Source organism: Ruegeria sp. AP12 (genome assembly GCF_056540025.1).
The window spans coordinates 450,745-470,059 of record NZ_JBQFVZ010000001.1 but is presented as its reverse complement, the minus strand read 5'-3'; the positions used below and the strand labels follow the sequence as shown (position 1 = coordinate 470,059).

Genomic DNA, 19,315 nt, shown 5'->3' with positions numbered 1-19,315 from the left:
CGGGTGATCAGAACCGCCAGCGCGCGCCCAGAACCCAAGCCTCGTTGTTGTCGAACGAGGTGCCGTCGTCAAAGTCGTGGTTGCGGTATTTCAGATAAGCATCGGTGTTGATTGCGTCGATCTTCTGCACCACCGCGATGCCCCACGCCTTGGTGCTGGACCCGTCCGAGTCAAAATCCGAACCGTCAAAATAGTCGATCCCGACGCCGGTTTTGCCCCATGGCACCCAGTTCCCTTCATAGGCGATTTTGCCGTACCAGTAATTGGGATCGGACGCGCCATCCGCGTCGTCGTCGCGCGTACCCGCTGCAACGGTAAAGCTGAACCCACTGGGCAACAGAACCGAGGCCGAGCCGATCGTGTCTTTGCGCTCACCCGAGTTGTCGTCGCGGTCGCGCACGGCATAGGCCAGACCGGCCGCAAATTCGACCCCGCCCGCAAAGGTGTTTTCGTAGGACAGGCCAATGTCGTAGTAATCGTCGTCATCGCTGCTGGACAGGATGTTCTGACCATAGGCGATCCCGGCGGAAAATCCGTTGACGGTCGGCGTGTCATAACGAATGCGGCCCCGGCGCGAACCGTCCAGGTTGCTGCTGGAGTCGCCAACGGTGATATCGCTCAGCATGCCGTCAGTTCCGCGGTAGAAGAAGCCCGCGTTCTCGTCGTTGGTGAACGAATAAAGCGCTGTGCCGACGTAGGACAAATCCACTTCGGCTGCACCATCGGACACCATGCTGCCCTGCCCGGCCGAGAATTTACCCCAATCGCCTTTCAAGGCGAAATCGACATGGCGCAGATCTTCGCGCGTCCAGCCATCGCCATTGGTGCCGAACTGATCCGCCGAGGCTGATCCGGGCAGACCCAGGCCGGTTTCAAAGCGGAAGGTAAACTCGTTGCTGCCAAAAGGCTGCAGCAAGCGCAGGCCAACGCGGCTGTTAGACAGATCGTTGTCCAAAAGCCGGGTCTCGGTCTCTTCGCCATCGTCGACCGAAATAATGGCCGGGTTCAGCTGGCCATAAAGCTCGACATAGCCGCCACTGTTGTTTTCATATTTCAATTCAGCCGCAGCCGGAATTGCCGTTGATGCGGCAAGGACTGCAACAACCGAAGTGGATTTAAAGTTCAGGGTCATTTCACTCACCATGAAAAATTCAGGTTTCAGGTACTGCTCAGATGTTTACGGAACGTGAGCGTTCCAGTGCGCCGCAATCGGTCCCGCGCGAGCATTGCTTTTTCGCAACAGCAGAAACTCGCAAAATTTGATATTTGTTAATGTTTATAAAGGCTTGAACATTCACACACTAGATCTCGCCAAGCACCACAAGTGAATTGTGACGCCGAGCCATGCGTCTGGCAAACACTCGCTATGCATCTGCGCAGGTCTTGACGGCGGATTTCCGCCGACTCGCGCCCCGCTGAGCCATTCCCCGCCCAATATACTTATATATTTAATTGCCTAAATACGTATGGAAGCTGCTCGGGCAGATCTTCTGCGATCAGCCCAGGGCCGAAATGGCGCGCGCATTCCACGTGCAACCAGGCCGCGCTCTCGGCGGCCTGCATGGCTGAAACCCCTCGTGCCATCAGCCCTGTGATGAACCCGGCCAGCACATCCCCCGACCCGGCCGTCGCCAACCACGGGGCGGAACGGTCGTAATGCGCCACGTTGATCGAGCACTGGCCATTTGGATCGGCAATCACCGTATCCGGCCCTTTGAACAGAACAACACACCCGGCCCGTTTCGCGGCCTCGCGGGTGGCATCCACTTTGGAATAAGCCGGGCCTTTCAAGGGAACCGCAGTCAGTTTCTCAGCAATATCCGGGAAAAGCCGCGCAAACTCTCCACCATGTGGTGTTAGCACGCAGTTTGCGTGCAGCAATCCGAACAGCGCGTCCGGGTCGTCGGCAAAAGCCGTCAACGCATCCGCGTCCAGCACTGTTGCCCGCCGCGCCGCCAACGCGACCGGCACCAATTGCAGCGCACGCTTCACTCCCAGCCCCGGGCCAAGGCACACAGCATTCAACCGCTCATCCTGCAACACCTCGGCCAACCCATCTGCACCCTCAACGCGCTGCAACATGATGGCCGTCACCTGCGCCGCAACCTCCATCTGGGCCGAGGGCGGCACCCCAATCGCCACCAAACCGGCCCCGATCCGCAAAGCCCCCCGCGCCGCCAGCCGGGCCGCGCCGGTCTTTCCCGCGCCACCCGAGAGGATAAGGGCGTGACCATGGGCATATTTGTGAACACCACCACCCTTGCCGATCAGCACCCCATTCGGGCGCTCCACAATTTCCGCAATCTCGGTGTTTACGTGTTCATGATGAAGCCCAATATCCTTGACGACCAAACACCCGCAAAACTCGGGTGCCTCGTTCAGGACATGCCCCAGTTTTTTTGAGTGGAACGAGACCGTCAGCGAAGAGCGGGCACTGCGGCGGCCATGCTGGGGAAACGCATCCCCCAAAACTCTCCCCGAGTCAGAGCAAATTCCAGACGGGACATCCACGGCAACTGTTCGTGGGGGAATAATATCTGTCCCCAAACCTTGCCTGCGCATCTCCCAAGCATCTTCGGCATCGTCATGCGCCCACAAAAGCTCCCACACGGACGGATCCTCAATCGGTCTCGCCAAGCCGGTTCCGAACAGCGCATCGATGGAAACGTCTGGATGTTTGAAACTCGACTGAGCAAGTTCGTTGGCGCTCAGCGTAGGCCCCTTCCACCGCTCATAATTCACGCGCGCATCGGGCGGCAGCTTCTCTGGATCGCCATATAGAAAAACCTCAACCTCCCAACCCAACTCCCGCAACAACCGCGCCACGACAAACCCGTCGCCCCCGTTGTTCCCGGGTCCACACAGCACAACGGCGCGCAAGGGATCCCCTTCATCTGGCCCCAAATATCCCGGGGAGCTCGAGGGGCTGGCCCCTCGATCCCTCAACTCTGGCCACTCCTCGAAAATCGCGTCGACAACGCCCTGCCCGGCGCGCTCCATCAGGTCCAGGCCCGTCACCTGACCGGACTCAATCGCCGCCTGCTCGATCGCCCGCATCTGTGCCGCTGTCAGCAATTCTGCCATCCGAAACCCCTTCGCGATTCAATTCTGATTACTTTTTGTGCAAAGTGACTAAAATTTCACCCCGCGCCAAATTTCGCCCCGCCCTAAGGCCATCATTTTCGCAATCACATTGCTGAGCGATCTTAGACGTGATCACTGCGGGTCTGACAACCATGCGAGGTGAGCCGGGATGAAAAAGATCGAAGCGATCATCAAGCCGTTCAAACTGGACGAAGTGAAAGAGGCATTGCAGGACGTTGGCGTCCAGGGCCTCAGCGTGATCGAAGTCAAAGGCTTTGGCCGCCAAAAGGGTCACACGGAACTCTACCGGGGTGCCGAATACGTGGTCGATTTTCTGCCCAAGGTGAAGGTCGAAGTGGTTCTGGACGACGATCAGGTCGATGCCGCCATCGAGGCTATCGTCTCGGCCGCCAAGACCGACAAGATCGGCGACGGCAAGATCTTTGTCTCACCCGTTGAACAAGCCATCCGCATCCGCACCGGCGAGACCGGCTCGGACGCGCTGTAACCCATTACCGAATTCTCAAACCAGAGGAACAATAGAATGAGCAAGGACGCAGTTCTTCAGCTGATCAAAGACGAAGGCGCCGATTACGTCGACGTCCGTTTCACCGACCCGCGCGGCAAGCTTCAGCACGTGACCCTGATGGCTGATCAGGTTGACGAAGACTTCCTGGAAGAAGGCTTCATGTTCGACGGTTCGTCGATTGCGGGCTGGAAGTCGATCGAAGCATCGGACATGAAACTGATGGTCGACACCGACAGCGCCTATGTCGATCCGTTCTATGCAGAAAAAACCATCTGCGTGCACTGCTCGGTTGTCGAGCCCGACACCGGCGAAGCCTATGAGCGTGACCCGCGCGGTACCGCCCAAAAAGCCGAGGCCTACCTGAAAGCCTCCGGCATCGGCGACGCGGCCTTCTTCGGCCCCGAAGCTGAATTCTTCCTGTTTGACGATGTCCGTTTCTCGAACACGATCAACAAGGTATCCTACGAAGTTGATGCGACCGACGCGTCGTGGAACACCGACACCGAATACGAGATGGGCAACATGGGCCATCGTCCGGGCGTCAAGGGTGGCTACTTCCCGGTTAACCCGATCGACGAATCCCAGGACCTGCGTTCGGAAATGCTCAGCACCATGAAGCGTCTGGGCATGAAGGTCGACAAGCACCACCACGAGGTTGCCTCGTGCCAGCACGAGCTGGGCCTGATCTTCGACAGCCTGACCAAACAGGCGGACGAGCTGCAGAAGTACAAATACGTCATCCACAACGTCGCGCACGCCTACGGCAAATCGGCGACCTTCATGCCGAAGCCCATCGCAGGCGACAACGGCACCGGCATGCACGTGAACATGTCGATCTGGAAAGACGGCAAGCCACTGTTTGCAGGCGACAAATACGCCGACCTGTCGGACGAGGCCCTGTGGTTCATCGGTGGTGTTCTGAAACACGCCAAGACCCTGAACGCCTTCACCAACCCGTCGACCAACAGCTACAAGCGCCTGATCCCGGGCTTTGAAGCCCCCGTTCTGCGCGCCTATTCGGCCCGTAACCGTTCCGGTTGTGTCCGTATTCCGTGGACCGAAAGCCCGAAAGCCAAGCGCGTCGAGGCCCGTTTCCCCGACCCGGCCGCAAACCCCTATCTGGCGTTTGCTGCGCTGCTGATGGCCGGTCTGGACGGCATCAAGAACAAGATCGATCCGGGCGAAGCCATGGATAAGAACCTGTACGACCTGCCCGCCGAAGAACTGGCCGATATCCCGACCGTCTGCGGCAGCTTGCGTGAGGCTCTGGAAGCTCTGGCTGCCGATCACGACTTCCTGCTGCAGGGCGACGTGTTCACCAAAGACCAGATCGACGGCTACATCGCCCTGAAGATGGAAGAGGTCGAAACCTACGAGCATACCCCGCACCCGGTTGAGTACGGCATGTACTACAGCTGCTGATCCGGAACAGGGTTACATCTGCAAGGGCGTCCAAACGGGCGCCCTTGCTTCGTTTGGCATGATCTTTCACACTCGGATGCAAACCGGTCAGGAGAGAGCGCATGTCATCCGATACCTCGTTTGCACAATTCTCGGACATCGTAACCTCGGTCGAAGATCTGGAACGCATCACCGGCGCGCCTCTGCCCCAGATCATCGCCAAGGAATTGTCCGCACTGGATCAGATGTGCCGCGACTTCATCGACAAATCCACCTTCTGCCTGATCGCTTCGGCCAACCCGGATGGGTATCTGGACATCTCACCGCGCGGCGACCCTGAGGGGTTTGTTCAAGTGGTCTCGGACACCCTGATCGCCATCCCGGATCGCCCCGGCAACAAGCGGGTGGACACGTTTCACAACGTTCTGAAAGACCCGCGCGTCAGTGTGATTTTCTTTGTTCCCGGCAAAATGGAAACTCTGCGCATTCGCGGCACGGCGCGAATATGCGCTGACCCCGACCTGCTAAGCGGTATGGCCGTGAACGGGCGGGTGCCGAAACTTGTCCTGCTGATCCATGTCGAAACTGCCTTTGCCCACTGCCCCAAATGCGTCATCCGTGGGAACCTGTGGCAACCCGATCACTGGCCCGATGCCTCGCAACTGGCGAACATGAATGCAATGATGGTCAAACACGCGAAAATCGACAAAACGCCCGAGGAATGGTTCGAAAGCCTAAAAGCCACGGACGAACTGGACCTGTATTAACCGACTTGCCATTTCGCCCTTGGCATTTACGCTTTCACAACCACAGCCAATCGGAGTGCCCCTATGCTGCGCGCGCTTTTTCTGTCGCTTGCCCTGACCATCCCGACCGTCGGACTGACCGCGCCCTGCGGGAATACCAGCGCAGGGTTCGAGGCCTGGAAAGCGGACTTTGCCAAACAGGCGCGCCGTGCCGGAGTTAAAAAGAAGGGTCTGCATGCGCTGGCGCAAACGCAATACGCCACCCGCACCATTGCAGCCGACCGAAATCAGAAGAGTTTCAAATACTCGCTGGATAAATTCATGCGTGTGCGCGGCGCCGACACGATTGTTGCGCAAGGGCGCAAACGCAAAGCCAGAAACCCGGATTTCTACGCTGCACTGGAACGCCAATACGGCGTGCCATCCGGAATTTTGCTGGCCATCCACGGCATGGAAACCGGCTTTGGCAGCTTCATGGGCGACAGTCAGGTTGTTTCCGCAATCACAACATTAGCCTACGATTGCCGCAGATCGGATTTCTTTATCCCCCATGCGATCGGGGCACTGAAACTGGTCGATCAGGGCAGCATCACCATGGCGACAAAAGGGGCAAAACATGGCGAACTGGGCCATACGCAATTCCTGCCCGGCAACGCCCTGGAATACGGTGTCGATGCCACCGGCGACCGACGTGTGGACTTTTACAACCTGACGGATGCAATGGCCTCGACCGCGAATTTCCTTCGCAAAAAAGGATGGAAACCGGGGCGTGGCTATCAGCCGGGGCAGCCGAATTTCGCGGTCATCCAACAATGGAATGCGGCATCGGTCTATCAGCAATCCATCGCCATCATGGCCGCCCGAATCGATGGTTAGGCCCGACACTCCGTCACCACGTCCTACACGCAATTCGGCCACAAAATTGCCACAGTGGCCACCAAAACGCCTTGGATTCAGGGTTTCCAAAGCGTAATCAATCCTCGGAAATTTCGATTTTTTTCCATTTTGGTCAAATTCTGTCCAAAAACCGTTGATAGTTTGTCGGCTTAGACAATAAGCGGCAAAGGAACACTCCAGTGGCTCGGAAGCACAGCTACCATGGCGGCCTGCAATTCGATGGCGACACAGACGGCGCGATCGAGCGGTTTGGCACAATTGTCGCCACGACGCTTGAAGATTACGGCCATTTGGTCGAACGCAAAGCGCTGTTGTCACGGACCGAGGCAAGCGTCGTCTCAAGCCAGTATATGGTGCGCCTGACGCTGGATACCGAAGCGGCGGATACCGACACACGTTACGAACGTATGGATCGCGCGGCTGGCCTGCGGACGCTCGCCCGGCCCGTTGTGTCCAACCCTCAGAACCGGTTGGTCCTGACGGTTACTCCGGTGTCGCCGCTGCTGGACGATCCCGAGATCTCGGAACTTATGCTGGTCGTCATTCTGTACCGCATGGTCGATATCTGCTCGACCCGGCGGGTGGAATGGCTGTCACCGCACACGGTATTGACCGTCGAACAGTTCATGAGCGCCTTTGACACGCTGGCCCCCAGCAAACCCAGAAACCGAAAACAGATCTTTCAATCTGTGACCGGTCAGTTTGCAGGTCTGGATATCCCCGAACCGCAAGATCCTATCGAAGCAGCCAAACCTGCGGCCCGTCCGATCCAGCTGTCAGACGAACAACTGCTCAGCATCGCGTTTCGCACGGACGAACCCCAAACCCCAACAGAAACCCCGCCCAGCGATCCCGCTGAGGAAGACGAGCGGCCAAGCGACATTCTGCGGCTCAGCAGCTGGTGCATGACAGGCGTGATCGCCAGTGTCTCCACCCCGATTGCGCTGTCCATGGCGGCGGTTAACCTGATCCGGGGTGAGGATTTCAGACTGAACACTCAGGTTCTGGTCTTCACCTTTGCCATTGTCGCCCTGAATGCCAGCAACGCTTTTGCCGACGTTGCCACCGCTCTGGGCATGTAACCGAATTACAAGAACCCTCCTTGGAGGCCCCGCCGTCAGGCGGGGTTTTCCATTTCTGCCAGGCTGTGCGCGGCCAGAACATAGGTGTGGATCGAGAAAACGACCGCGCCAGTCTTGGGCAGACGCATCAAAGTCTGACGCTCGCTCCGCAGGTATGAGGTGGTCCCCGCTTTTGGTTTTTCCCGCGGTTCGCTGGCACTGCGGGGTTGAAAAAGCTCCGGGTCCTCGTACCACAGCGCATTGAAGCGCCAAAGCGGGCGATCTGGTTGAATCCCATCAAACAATCGCTGCACGCGCCGGGCGATATTGTCGTCGTAGCTGGCGACCGGCACATGAATATCCACCAGCGGGCGCATGAATTTCTCACTCAAACGCCAACTGGCTGGAAAACACAGGATCGCGCCTGTCAGAACATGCTGATCGGCTTGCTTTTGCAGGATGCAGAAATCCTCTTGAACCAGATGGCACAGCGTATCCAGTGGCCGGGTCCTGTCGATGTCAACCGACACGCCGTCAGGCCGCTGCACGCTGTCCGCAGCAGCAGGATAGACCTGCGCCAGAACCAGTTCCAAAAGCTCTTGCGCCGCAGGTTCGGCACCTTGGTCCAGCGCCAGCACCTGATCGCGCCGTTCTTTCAACAGGGTCGCCCGATGGCTCATCTGCGCGGCAAAGGCGTCATCCTGATGCAGCCACGCGTCCGGCGACGCAGGCTGCACACCGGGCAGCGCACGCGCGTTGCGCGGATCATACGGGATTTTTTCCTGCAAAATGATAGTCATGAGACCCAGCTACCACCGAATCCATGCAATGTCGGTCAAAAAACGACCCGCAGACGGTCGCAATCTTCTGCGACGACGGATCAGGGCCTCAACACACTCGACCCCATGTCAGGGAGGCGTGACGTGAATCAACACTACCGGGATACCCGCAAAATCGATCCGACCCGAGGGGAAACACTGGGCGACGGAACACCCAACGACAACAACCGGATCGAGATCGGACCGACCCAACTGGCCTTTGACGAATGGGATGCGGCCGGGTTGAAACTACCGAACCTTGAACGGATGCGCGAATACCGCTGGAAGCGCCTGACGCAGGCGATTGTCGATCGCGGATACGGCGGCCTGTTGATCTTTGACCCGCTGAACATCCGCTACGCCACTGACAGCACCAACATGCAGCTATGGAACACCCACAACCCGTTCCGGGCCGTGCTGCTATGCGCCGACGGGTATATGGTGATCTGGGACTACAAGAACTCGCCCTTCCTGTCGACGTTCAACCCGTTGGTGCGCGAACAGCGGTCGGGCGCGGATCTGTTCTATTTCGACCGGGGCGACAAGGTGGATATCGCGGCGGACGTGTTCTCGAACGAAGTGCGCGTGCTGATCGGCGAACATGGCGGCGGAAACAAGCGTCTGGCGGTCGACAAGATCATGTTGCACGGGCTGCGCGCGCTTGAGGCGCAGGGGTTCGAAATCATGGAAGGCGAGGAACTGACCGAAAAGACCCGCGCCATCAAAGGCCCGGACGAGATTCTGGCCATGCGCTGCGCCAGCCATGCCTGCGAGACCGCCGTGGCCGAGATGGAAAAATTCGCCCGTACCAATGTCGGCGACGGAAAAACCTCGGAAGATGACATCTGGGCCGTTCTGCACGCCGAAAACATCCGGCGCGGGGGTGAGTGGATCGAAACCCGCCTTTTGGCCTCGGGCCAGCGCACCAACCCGTGGTTTCAGGAATGCGGCCCCCGCATTACACAGCAGAATGAGATCATTGCATTCGACACGGACCTGATCGGATCGTACGGGATTTGCATCGATATTTCACGCACATGGTGGATCGGCGACCAGAAACCGCGCGCCGATATGATCTATGCCATGCAGCACGCGCATGAACACATCATGACCAATATGGAGATGCTGAAACCCGGTGTGATGATCCCCGAGCTGACGGCCAACTCTCACAGGTTGGACGACAAGTTTCAGGCGCAGAAGTACGGCTGCCTGATGCATGGCGTGGGATTGTGTGACGAATGGCCATTGGTCGCCTATCCCGACAAGGCGGTTGCCGGGGCCTATGACTATCCATTGGAACCCGGCATGGTGCTCTGTGTCGAAGCCGCCGTTGGCGAAGTGGGCGGAGATTTCTCGATCAAGCTGGAAGATCAGGTACTGATAACCGAGGACGGCTATGAGAACCTGACAAAATACCCGTTTGATGGGCGGCTTATGGGGTCAGAGTGAGGTTGCCCTCACTCTGACCAATTTGAACGACGCACATTGCCGTGCCAGTCTTCAATCGGCTGCGTCAATTGCGGGTCGCTTGCGAATTCGCCCAGTGGCCAGGACTGTCCCAGCGCAAAACCCAATGCGCCAACCAGAACAAGAGTAACCAATGTGCCTGCCCCGATACCGGGCGACTGCGGGGTTGCTGTAATATGTGTCATGCTTTCCTCCGGCGATGGTGTGGATACCGTGAAGATGGGGGAGGCAGTTGAATTATGAAAATGAATATTTAATCGACACAACATCACCAATTGTGATGTTTGGTCATTCAATTGGACGCCGCAACACCGCTTACCTGCGCAAGTGCACAGGTCCTGTGCACCTGTCCGCCAAGTCCTCACCTTACCGTTACGCCTTTGACATATCCCTTGAGACTGGCTTTGCTTCACCACAGTATTGCAGGCATCCCCCCAAACCGAAGGAGCCGAAATGCCCACGGAACGCATCACTTTTGCCGGACATGACGGCGGTCAACTTGCAGCACGACTGGACCTGCCCGACGGTCCGGTGCTGGCAACCGCCCTGTTCGCGCATTGCTTTACCTGTTCCAAGGACATTCCAGCCGCGCGCCGCATCTCGGCCCGGCTGGCGGCAATGGGCATCGCGGTCTTGCGGTTCGACTTTACGGGTCTGGGCCACTCGGAAGGCGAATTCGCAAACACCACCTTCACCTCGAATGTCGAAGACCTGATTGCGGCGGCTCAGTATCTTGCGGGCCGGAATATGGCCCCTGCCCTGTTGATCGGTCACTCGCTCGGCGGTGCTGCGGTTTTGCGCGCCCGTGCGGGCATCCCTTCGGTCAAGGCGGTTGTGACCCTTGGGGCCCCGGCCGATCCCAGCCACGTCTCGCACCATTTCGAAGATGCCCTGCCGCAGATCCAACAGGACGGCAGCGCCGAGATTTCGCTGGGCGGGCGTCCGTTCCGCATTGGCAAGGCCTTTGTCGATGATATTGCCGAAGCAGCACTGACCCCATCGGTTGCTGATCTGAAAGCCGCATTGCTGATCCTGCACGCGCCGATGGATGAAACGGTCAGCATCGACAATGCCAGCACAATCTTTCTTGCGGCCAAACACCCCAAAAGCTTTGTCACCCTTGACGATGCCGACCACCTGATCACCCGCGCCGCAGATGCCGAATATGCGGCCGATGTGATCGCAGCCTGGGTGTCGCGCTATGTCTCGCTTTGCCCGCCTGCCCCACCGCCGGGCGCGCCCGAAGGCGTCATTCGAGTGACCGAGTCGGACCCCAATGGTTTCTTGCAGGACATTCAATCGGGGCCGCGCCATCACGTCGTGGCGGACGAGCCGGTGTCATATGGCGGCACGGATCGTGGCATGTCGCCTTACGGGTTTGTCTCCTCGGGTCTTGGGGCGTGTACCTCGATGACCATACGCATGTATGCGCGGCGCAAACGGTGGCCGCTGACCGGCATCACCGTCGATGTGTGCCACGACAAGGTTCACGCGCAGGATGCGGGTCTGGCAAACGAGGGCAAGATCGATCAGTTCAAACGCAAGATACGGCTGGAAGGCCCCCTGACCCCCGACCAACGCGCGCGCCTTCTGGAGATTGCGGATAAATGCCCCGTGCACCGCACGCTGGAAGGCTCCTCCGTTGTGACCACGATCCTGCTGGACGCGTGACCTGAAATCCTGTCACGGAACTGTTTCGCGTGGCTGCTACCCACGCGGCCATGGAAAAACAGATCGTGTGCATAAACTGGGGCACGCTCTACGGCGCCCCCTATATCAACCGCCTTTATCGGATGGTCTGTGCCAGAACGACGCCGCCTTTCCGGTTCGTGGCCTTCACGGATTCGCGCGACGGTGTCGATCCCGGTGTCGAATGCTATGACCTGCCCGAGATGCCCGGCTTCATGCCGCAGCGAACCATTGGCCAATGGCCGAAATCCAGACTGTGGGCCGCAGAGCTGGCTGATCTGACGGGGCCATTCCTGTTTCTGGATCTGGACGTCGCGATCACCGGCTCGCTGGATCCGTTCTTCGAGTTCGGCGACCCGGACGACGTTATCCTTGCACGCAACGTGGCCAAACCCCTCAGCCGTCTGGGGCAAACGTCGATCTACCGTATGCCGGTCGGTGCGCTTGCCCCGCTGCAGGATATCTTTGCCGCCGACCCTAAGGGCGTGGCGGATACGTATCGGTTTGAACAGCATTTTGTGACAAAAAACGCGCCAAACGGGATAAGGTTCTGGCCGTCCGGCTGGGTCCGCCATTTCCGGATCGAGTGTATTCCCAAGTTCCCGCTGAACTACTTTCTGGACACGCGCGCACCCAAGGACGCACGCGTTGTGATCTTTGCCGGATCGCTCAACCCGCCCGATGCGATCAAAGGCCAGTACCACGCCGAGGTTCCGCACCTGCCGCCCGGCCAACACATCTGGCGCGCGCTCAGATCAAAGCACAAGCTTTGGGGAATCCGCCAATTTGTACGACCAGCAACCTGGGTCGAGCGGATTTGGGATCAGGCAGAACAAAGCTAGGCCCGGCCCGGCTGTGTGCCGGGCGCGGAACAGATCCCAAATCAGCGTCTCCGCGACGCAGGCCGATGGATCGGAGGCCGCGCCGCAGGCGGTCTTGCAACCGGAGGACGCGGACGCGACGGCGGCTTGGCAATTGGCGGCTTCGGACGCGCAGGTGGCTTGCCCGCCGGGGGCTTCGGTCGATTGGGCGGCTTGCCGTCCGGCGGTCTGGGCCGGTCCGGTCGGTTCACGTCGATATCGACATCGACGTCGTGGTAATAATCATTCCACAGCATCGAGTCGTAAAACGGGTCGTACCCGTACCCATAGCCCACGCCGACACTTACGCCATCGCAGCCTGACAGGGTCAGACCTGCGACCCCCAAGCCCAGCGCTAGCACAGAACGTTTGATCAGTTTGCGTGTCATACCAACCTCCGTCATTGCAGCGACCGGAACGACGCGAAAACGGCGTTCAGATCATCCACATAGGCCGGATCAGCCCCATCGCGCAGGATCGCCACCACGACGGCCACCCGGTTTCGCGGCAGGTCGATCAGGGTCGCCGTGAAATTGATCCGGCGACCATCGCGGTTGCCGGTGCCACGGTAGACACGGGCGGGCAACCCCCCGATGCGGGTATCGCTGGTGCTGGTGACGCTTGGATCTTTGACAAGGAACTTGTCGATATCTTCAAGATACCGCTCCCCGTCCTGAATATCTTCAACTCCGGCTGGCGATACGAAGCCCATCCAGACCGTGTCGTCAGTAACCGGTCGAATGGCCATCACGCGCGCAACGGCGCGGGCATCCCCTAACTCGGTATCTTCAATGTCACGCGGCCCGCCGGTGCGCAGGGCCCAGAAATCCGGAACCGAGAACCGGAACAAGGCCCGACCCGCATCGGTATAGGTCACAGGCGTCTCGGCCCGGACAGGCGCAGCCCCTGCCGCCCATAGGGCCGCACAGGCAGCAAGTGTTGACGCTAGAAAAATACGCATATCTCAATAACCTGATGGTTTCGCTGCCATCAGATTGAACCGGGCGCGCTTGCTTTGTCCAGTACTGCCTTGCCCAACAACGGAAAATCCTTGCGGGAGGGGTTGGGTCAGTTCCCCCGCTTAACAAGCACGCCATCTGTTGTGTTGCCGGCGTCATCGACAAAGCGGATTGTCTGACCCTGTTGCAGAACATCATAACACGCCCACAGATCCGATGGCGGCCAGAGCGAGCAATACTGATCCCCCCGCACAGCCCAGCGCCCCTCACTTGGGCCGCCCGCGAAATACTGGGTCAGCATCGAGGGCTCAAAGGTCTGCCAGACGCCATCCCCATAATCCAGCTTCTGTTCGGTCAGCGCCGCCAGAATTCCTTCGCCGGACAGGGTCTGAAACTCTTCAGCCGCCAGAAAACCGGGCCAGATCGCTAAAATCAGGGCAAACCGTCTCATATCCGCACTCACACCTTGTTCCTTTGATGGTGCGGGTTTAAACCCCGCCGCATCGCCTCCTGCCCAAACACAATAAGGTGCCGCTGCTTATGATTCCACGTTATTCCCGCCCCGATATGGTCGCCATCTGGTCGCCCGAAAGCAAGTTCCGCATCTGGTACGAGATTGAGGCCCATGCCTGCGACGCCATGGCCGATCTGGGCGTGATCCCGCGTGAGAATGCCGAGGCCGTGTGGAAAGCCAAGGACGTGGAATTCGACGTCGCCCGCATCGACGAGATCGAGGCCGTCACCAAGCACGACGTCATCGCCTTCCTGACCCATCTGGCCGAGCATGTTGGCAGTGAAGAGGCGCGTTTCGTGCATCAGGGCATGACCAGCTCCGACGTGCTGGACACCTGCCTGAATGTGCAACTGACCCGCGCCGCCGATCTGCTGATCGCCGATCTCGAAGGTCTGCTGGCCGCCCTGAAACGCCGCGCGATTGAACACAAGCACACCGTCCGCATCGGCCGCAGCCACGGCATCCACGCCGAGCCCACCACCATGGGCCTGACCTTTGCGCGCTTCTACGCCGAGATGGACCGCAACCTGTCCCGGATGCGCGACGCCCGTGCGGAAATCGCAACCGGCGCAATTAGCGGTGCGGTTGGCACCTTCGCCAACATTGACCCGCGCGTGGAAGAACACGTCTGCGACCAGCTGGGTCTGGTGCCCGAACCGATCAGCACGCAGGTTATCCCCCGCGACCGCCACGCCGCCTTCTTTGCCACACTGGGCGTGATCGCCAGCAGCATCGAAAACATCGCCATCGAAATCCGCCACATGCAGCGGACCGAGGTGCTGGAAGGGGCCGAGTTCTTCTCGATGGGTCAAAAGGGCTCGTCTGCCATGCCGCACAAGAAAAACCCGGTTCTGACCGAAAACCTGACCGGTCTGGCCCGCATGGTGCGCGCGGCTGTGATCCCGGCAATGGAGAACGTGGCGCTATGGCATGAACGCGACATCTCGCATTCTTCTGTCGAACGCATGATCGGGCCCGACGCCACAATCACGCTGGACTTTGCCCTGGCCCGTCTGACCGGCGTGATCGACAAGATGCTGATCTTCCCCGAGAACATGCTGGAGAACATGAACAAGTTCCCTGGTCTGGTGATGAGCCAGCGCGTTCTGCTGGCCCTGACCCAAGCTGGCGTCAGCCGCGAGGACGCCTATGCCATGGTGCAGCGCAACGCGCTGAAGGTCTGGGAACACCGGACCGATTTCAAGCAAGAGCTGCTGGCAGATGCCGACGTCACCGCCGCGCTGAGCCCCGAAGAGATCGAAGAGAAGTTCGACCTTGGCTATCACACCAAGCATGTCGACACGATTTTCGAGCGTGTTTTTGGTGAATAAACCATCGTAAGCCATGAACCAGCCCGGTCTGCCACAGCAGCAGGCCGGGCTTTTTTGCGATTCAGCAAGAATCGGTTACTCTTCACGGGACGTCTCTGCAAAAGGAACTGATCATGATCCGAACCGTTCTTTGCTCGATCGCCCTTGTCTGCTTTGCCTCGGCCAGCCTTGCCTGCACCGGCCATTCCAAGCAGACCCAATCCTGCGCCGATGGCGCCGTTTGGGATCAGGAATCGCAAAGCTGCACAAAAATCATAAACAGCTAAGAGTTTTCTTTCCTGTTTGTGAATAAATGCGACCCGTCCGGTGTTAGCTTTTTTGAAGATCGCACTATGATTTCAATTAGCAGACCCGAGAACGGAGTTAAATTATGCGCCTAGTCCTAGCATCCGCGATTGCATTTCAGGCATTTGCCTTTGCCCCCATTGTTCATGCCGCAGGCGGCGACAGCAGCCCGCCGAAACCGACAAACACGACGAAGAAATGCCTGTTTGGCCGTGTGTATGACGAGGCTGCGGGCCGCTGTGTGAAGCCGAACAAATCCAATTTCACCCAAGATCAGTTGTACGACGCGGTGCGCGAACTGGCCTATGACGGGCAGTATGAACATGCGCAGGACATTCTGCGCGTGATGGATCAAGGCGATGACCGTGTTCTGACCTATTGGGGCTTTACCTACCGCAAGATGGGCGAACTGGCGCTGGCCAATGCGTTCTATCAGGATGCGATTACTGCAAACCCCGACAACATTCTGGCGCGCAGCTACATGGGTCAGGGCTTTGTCTCGGAAGGCCGCACCGATCTGGCCATCGAACAATGGCGCGAGATCAAGGCCCGTGGCGGCGAAGGCACCTGGGCCGAAGCCTCACTGCGCGACGCGATCAAAACCGGGCTGACATATAGCTACTAGGCTTCAGCCTTTCTTTACCCGATTCCCGCTAATCTGCCTGTGGACTTGATTTTCGCTCGGCAGGCAGATGCAGGATACGAACGCGCTGATACAAATGGCACCGGGGGCGGCCACCCCCGCCGGTGACAGCAACGACGCCCCAAGGGTTGTTCCCCGATCGCTCAGCTCTCTGCAAAAGGCCGCGGTTGTTGTGCGGCTTTTGCTGAATGAAGGCGCGGATATACCGCTGGAAGACCTGCCTGACGATTTGCAGGAAAAGCTGACCCATCAATTGGGTCAGATGGGGTTGGTGGATCGCGTTACACTGGATGCCGTCGCGCGTGAATTTGGCGATGCGCTGGACAATATCGGACTGTCCTTCCCGCATGGGTTAGCCGGTGCTCTGGACGCAATCAACGGCAAGATCGCGCCCGCCACGGCGGCCCGATTGCGCAAAGTCGCGGGCGTGCGCCAGATCGGTGACCCGTGGCAAAGGTTGCGCGAAATTCCAACCGAAGACCTTGCCCAAATGGCGCAAGCCGAAAGCACCGAGATTGCGGCGGTCATGGTCTCCAAGCTCGATACAGCGCGGGCGGCGCAATTGCTGGGTCATTTACCCGGACCTGTGGCCCGACGGATCACCTATGCCATCTCCAAAACCGCCAATGTCACCCCTGAAGCGGTCGAACGGATTGGCTGGTCGCTGGCCTCGCAACTGGATCAGCGCCCAGCCCAGGCTTTCAGCGACGGACCCGGCGCGCGGGTCGGGGCGATTCTCAACCAATCGGCGGCCTCGACACGCGACGGGTTGCTGACCGCGCTGGACGAAGAGGATGCGGATTTCGCCAGCGTTGTGCGCCAGTCCATTTTCACCTTCGCCCATATCACGACCCGTATCGCCGCCCGCGACATTCCGGCCATCCTGCGCGAGGTAGATCAACCCGTTCTGATCACCGCCCTGGCGGGTGCTGCGGCGGATGACGACAAGGCGTCGGTGGAATATGTGCTTTCGAACATCTCATCCCGCATGGCCGATAACCTGCGCGAAGAAATGGGCGAACGCGGCCGCGTCAAACAAGCCGAAGCCGAGGAGGCGATGACGCAGATCGTCGGTGCCATTCGCAATCTGGTGGATGCAGGCACGCTCACCCTGATCGAAGCCGAGGAAGAGGACGCGTAGATTGGGTCGCCATGGACCCATGAGGATGCTTGAGGTTGCCAGCCCCGGTCTGTATGTCTGATCGGGAAACGCGCAATATGCGGTGAGACGCCTTCATGCCTGTCGAAAAGTCAGAGCTCAGCCAGACTGAGCTTGCAAAATACTATGTCGCCAATCTGTTCCTGAAGGGAGTCATCGGCACCATGCGCCTGCTGCCGTATGAACGGCGCATCGCGACAATGGGTGCCATCGTGCGCGGCCTTGCCCCGGTGGTTGGATTTCGCAGACGCGTGCGCCGCAACCTGAACCTGACCTGCCCGGACCTGTCCGAGGCCGAGATTCGCAAGATCTCGGGCGATGTGTCGGACAATGCCGGGCGCGCGATCATGGAGCATTTTTCGCCCGAAGGCTTCATGGCGCGTCAGAAGACTGCCAAAATCAGTGGTGCCGGGATCGCGGCACTTGATGCCGCCATTGCCGAGGGCCGTCCGGTGATGATGATCACCGCTCATTTCGGTCACTACCTGGCCGCTCGGGTCGCGCTTCAGGCCCGGTGCGGCAAGCCCATTGGATGCCTTTATCGCCGAATGGCAAACCCCTATTTCAACGACGATTACGTCAAAGCCTTCTACAAAACCGGCTCACCCATGTTCGAGCAGGGTCGGCGCGGAATGGTGGAAATGGTGCGGTCGCTGAAAAGTGGTGGCATTATCGCGATCGTATCAGACCTGCATGTTCAGGGCGGCGAACAGCTGCAGTTCTTTGGCAAACCCGCGATCACCTCGGTTCTGAACGCCGAACTTGCGATGAAGTACAAAGCGGTCCTGATCCCGGTTTACGCGGTGCGTCAACCCAACGGAATCGACTTTGAAATCGTTCTGCATGAGCCGGTTCCGCACACCGATCCCAAGGAAATGACGCAGTTCACCAATAACGATCTGGAAAAGATGGTTCGTCAGCACATGGGCCAATGGTTCTGGATCCATCGCCGGTGGAAACACTGGAACGGGCTGGGCGTCAGCCCCGAGGAAATGCCCTGATCACCTGACCTTGGCGGCGGCAACAATGGGCCCGTGCCCGGCTTGCTGCACGAGCACGACCGCAGGCAGGTCTGACACCAGTTCCGCCGTGTAGCTTTGCGACGAAACACCGTCCCACTGCCCGGCGATCTGCCAGGATTCGACCACATTGGCATAATCCAGTTCATGCCCCGCCAACTCACCCCGGCGGATCGAGGCATGGCGCATCGGCGAATATTGGACCACTCGGACGTCATAGACCTGCCCCTCGGGCAGCTCGACGGGTGAGACCTCAACAGTCACGGCACCGCCATCCCGCTGCGCCTGAACCGAGGCTTGCGGGGCCGCCGTCAGATGTGCATTGATCAGCTGATCAAGCTGGCGGGCTTGTGCCCCGACCACATCCTGCTGTCCGTTTACCACCATCTGCGGTGTGTAGATCATCGTCCGTCCGCCTTGCCGTGCATAGGCGCGCTGCCGGTCAGTGTGGCTGGGGTCGGCATATTCGTCCTTCCAGCCGATATAGTCCCAGTAATCCACATGCAGGGCCAGACCGATCACATCGTCGCGTTTGGCCAATTCGTGCATGATGTCATCGGCTGGCGGGCAGGACGAACAGCCTTGCGAGGTAAACAGCTCGATCACCACCGGATCGCTTTTGGCCACAACGGGGACAAGCGCAAAAAGGGAAAATGCAGTGGCAATGGCGGCAGTTCGGATCATGTCTGGCCTCGGGCTAATAGCTTTATTCTCTGGATTCGATAAGGTGTGGTAATGGTTTAAACCCTTTGCTCATCACCCTCCAATCAAGGTTTCTTGAGACCGGTTGCAAGGATTTCCACCAAAATGTGTGCAATGGTATACAAAAAATGCACTTAACGAGCCGATCCTT

General features: G+C 58.9%; 21 protein-coding genes. 13 read left to right on the top strand and 8 right to left on the bottom strand.

Features of this window, described 5'->3' with window-relative positions; all coding sequences use genetic code 11:
• Positions 1–7: 7 nt before the first annotated feature.
• Both ACR0E6_RS02360 and ACR0E6_RS02355 read right to left on the bottom strand, forming a co-directional pair.
• Positions 8–1,132 carry a porin gene (locus ACR0E6_RS02360; RefSeq protein WP_170449853.1) on the bottom strand — a complete coding sequence of 375 codons (1,125 nt, stop codon included), beginning with the start codon at positions 1,130–1,132 and terminating at the stop codon, positions 8–10.
• A 308-nt stretch (positions 1,133–1,440) separates the two neighbouring features.
• Entirely contained in the window at positions 1,441–3,084 is a 1,644-nt protein-coding gene (locus tag ACR0E6_RS02355) for an NAD(P)H-hydrate dehydratase (RefSeq protein ID WP_480580682.1), read from the bottom strand.
• Between the two features lie 169 nt (positions 3,085–3,253).
• Between ACR0E6_RS02355 and ACR0E6_RS02350 the strand changes: the two genes are divergently transcribed.
• From ACR0E6_RS02350 to ACR0E6_RS02330, 5 genes are all read left to right on the top strand, one after another.
• Positions 3,254–3,592 (top strand): P-II family nitrogen regulator, encoded by a 339-nt coding sequence (locus tag ACR0E6_RS02350; protein ID WP_050602105.1) that lies wholly within the window; start codon positions 3,254–3,256, stop codon positions 3,590–3,592.
• Between the two features lie 36 nt (positions 3,593–3,628).
• Entirely contained in the window at positions 3,629–5,035 is a 1,407-nt protein-coding gene (gene glnA / locus ACR0E6_RS02345) for a type I glutamate--ammonia ligase (RefSeq protein WP_170449848.1), read from the top strand.
• Positions 5,036–5,136: 101 nt separating this feature from the next.
• Positions 5,137–5,781, top strand: coding sequence for an MSMEG_1061 family FMN-dependent PPOX-type flavoprotein (locus ACR0E6_RS02340; RefSeq protein ID WP_480580679.1), 645 nt, complete (start codon positions 5,137–5,139; stop codon positions 5,779–5,781).
• 63 nt (positions 5,782–5,844) lie between these two features.
• Positions 5,845–6,636, top strand: a complete 792-nt coding sequence (locus tag ACR0E6_RS02335) for a lytic murein transglycosylase (RefSeq protein WP_480580676.1) — start codon at positions 5,845–5,847, stop codon at positions 6,634–6,636.
• Between the two features lie 200 nt (positions 6,637–6,836).
• Positions 6,837–7,739 (top strand): hypothetical protein, encoded by a 903-nt coding sequence (locus tag ACR0E6_RS02330; RefSeq protein WP_480580674.1) that lies wholly within the window; start codon positions 6,837–6,839, stop codon positions 7,737–7,739.
• 35 nt (positions 7,740–7,774) lie between these two features.
• Here ACR0E6_RS02330 and ACR0E6_RS02325 read toward each other — a convergent pair whose 3' ends face one another.
• Positions 7,775–8,518, bottom strand: a complete 744-nt coding sequence (locus tag ACR0E6_RS02325; RefSeq protein WP_480580672.1) for a heme-dependent oxidative N-demethylase family protein — start codon at positions 8,516–8,518, stop codon at positions 7,775–7,777.
• A gap of 123 nt (positions 8,519–8,641) precedes the next feature.
• Between ACR0E6_RS02325 and dddP the strand changes: the two genes are divergently transcribed.
• Positions 8,642–9,985 carry a dimethylsulfonioproprionate lyase DddP gene (gene dddP / locus ACR0E6_RS02320; protein WP_480580670.1) on the top strand — a complete coding sequence of 448 codons (1,344 nt, stop codon included), beginning with the start codon at positions 8,642–8,644 and terminating at the stop codon, positions 9,983–9,985.
• A gap of 8 nt (positions 9,986–9,993) precedes the next feature.
• On the opposite strand, the gene ACR0E6_RS02315 is transcribed toward dddP, so the two are convergent.
• Positions 9,994–10,188, bottom strand: a complete 195-nt coding sequence (locus ACR0E6_RS02315; RefSeq protein WP_170735112.1) for a hypothetical protein — start codon at positions 10,186–10,188, stop codon at positions 9,994–9,996.
• Between the two features lie 268 nt (positions 10,189–10,456).
• Between ACR0E6_RS02315 and ACR0E6_RS02310 the strand changes: the two genes are divergently transcribed.
• Positions 10,457–11,674 (top strand): bifunctional alpha/beta hydrolase/OsmC family protein, encoded by a 1,218-nt coding sequence (locus tag ACR0E6_RS02310; protein WP_480580668.1) that lies wholly within the window; start codon positions 10,457–10,459, stop codon positions 11,672–11,674.
• A 50-nt stretch (positions 11,675–11,724) separates the two neighbouring features.
• Positions 11,725–12,534 (top strand): glycosyl transferase, encoded by an 810-nt coding sequence (locus tag ACR0E6_RS02305; protein ID WP_480582194.1) that lies wholly within the window; start codon positions 11,725–11,727, stop codon positions 12,532–12,534.
• Positions 12,535–12,575: 41 nt separating this feature from the next.
• On the opposite strand, the gene ACR0E6_RS02300 is transcribed toward ACR0E6_RS02305, so the two are convergent.
• From ACR0E6_RS02300 to ACR0E6_RS02290, 3 genes are all read right to left on the bottom strand, one after another.
• Positions 12,576–12,941, bottom strand: a complete 366-nt coding sequence (locus tag ACR0E6_RS02300) for a hypothetical protein (RefSeq protein ID WP_480580666.1) — start codon at positions 12,939–12,941, stop codon at positions 12,576–12,578.
• Positions 12,942–12,952: 11 nt separating this feature from the next.
• Entirely contained in the window at positions 12,953–13,513 is a 561-nt protein-coding gene (locus tag ACR0E6_RS02295; RefSeq protein WP_170519458.1) for a hypothetical protein, read from the bottom strand.
• Positions 13,514–13,620: 107 nt separating this feature from the next.
• A complete protein-coding gene (locus ACR0E6_RS02290) occupies positions 13,621–13,962 on the bottom strand; it encodes a hypothetical protein (protein WP_480580663.1) in 342 nt (113 codons plus the stop codon).
• A gap of 89 nt (positions 13,963–14,051) precedes the next feature.
• Between ACR0E6_RS02290 and purB the strand changes: the two genes are divergently transcribed.
• The 5 genes from purB to ACR0E6_RS02265 all read left to right on the top strand — a co-directional run bounded on the left by purB (position 14,052) and on the right by ACR0E6_RS02265 (position 18,444).
• Positions 14,052–15,356: an adenylosuccinate lyase gene (gene purB, locus ACR0E6_RS02285; RefSeq protein WP_480580661.1), complete on the top strand. Its 1,305-nt coding sequence runs from the start codon at positions 14,052–14,054 to the stop codon at positions 15,354–15,356.
• A 113-nt stretch (positions 15,357–15,469) separates the two neighbouring features.
• A complete protein-coding gene (locus tag ACR0E6_RS02280; RefSeq protein ID WP_170449824.1) occupies positions 15,470–15,622 on the top strand; it encodes a hypothetical protein in 153 nt (50 codons plus the stop codon).
• Between the two features lie 104 nt (positions 15,623–15,726).
• Complete coding sequence (locus ACR0E6_RS02275) at positions 15,727–16,266, top strand: tetratricopeptide repeat protein (RefSeq protein ID WP_480580659.1); 540 nt, start codon at positions 15,727–15,729, stop codon at positions 16,264–16,266.
• 67 nt (positions 16,267–16,333) lie between these two features.
• Positions 16,334–17,425 carry a flagellar motor switch protein FliG gene (locus ACR0E6_RS02270; RefSeq protein ID WP_480580657.1) on the top strand — a complete coding sequence of 364 codons (1,092 nt, stop codon included), beginning with the start codon at positions 16,334–16,336 and terminating at the stop codon, positions 17,423–17,425.
• Between the two features lie 95 nt (positions 17,426–17,520).
• On the top strand, positions 17,521–18,444 hold the full coding sequence (locus ACR0E6_RS02265) for a lysophospholipid acyltransferase family protein (RefSeq protein ID WP_170628577.1): 924 nt from the start codon (positions 17,521–17,523) through the stop codon (positions 18,442–18,444).
• On the opposite strand, the gene ACR0E6_RS02260 is transcribed toward ACR0E6_RS02265, so the two are convergent.
• Positions 18,445–19,146 carry a DUF1223 domain-containing protein gene (locus ACR0E6_RS02260; protein ID WP_480580655.1) on the bottom strand — a complete coding sequence of 234 codons (702 nt, stop codon included), beginning with the start codon at positions 19,144–19,146 and terminating at the stop codon, positions 18,445–18,447.
• Between the last annotated feature and the right edge of the window lie 169 nt (positions 19,147–19,315).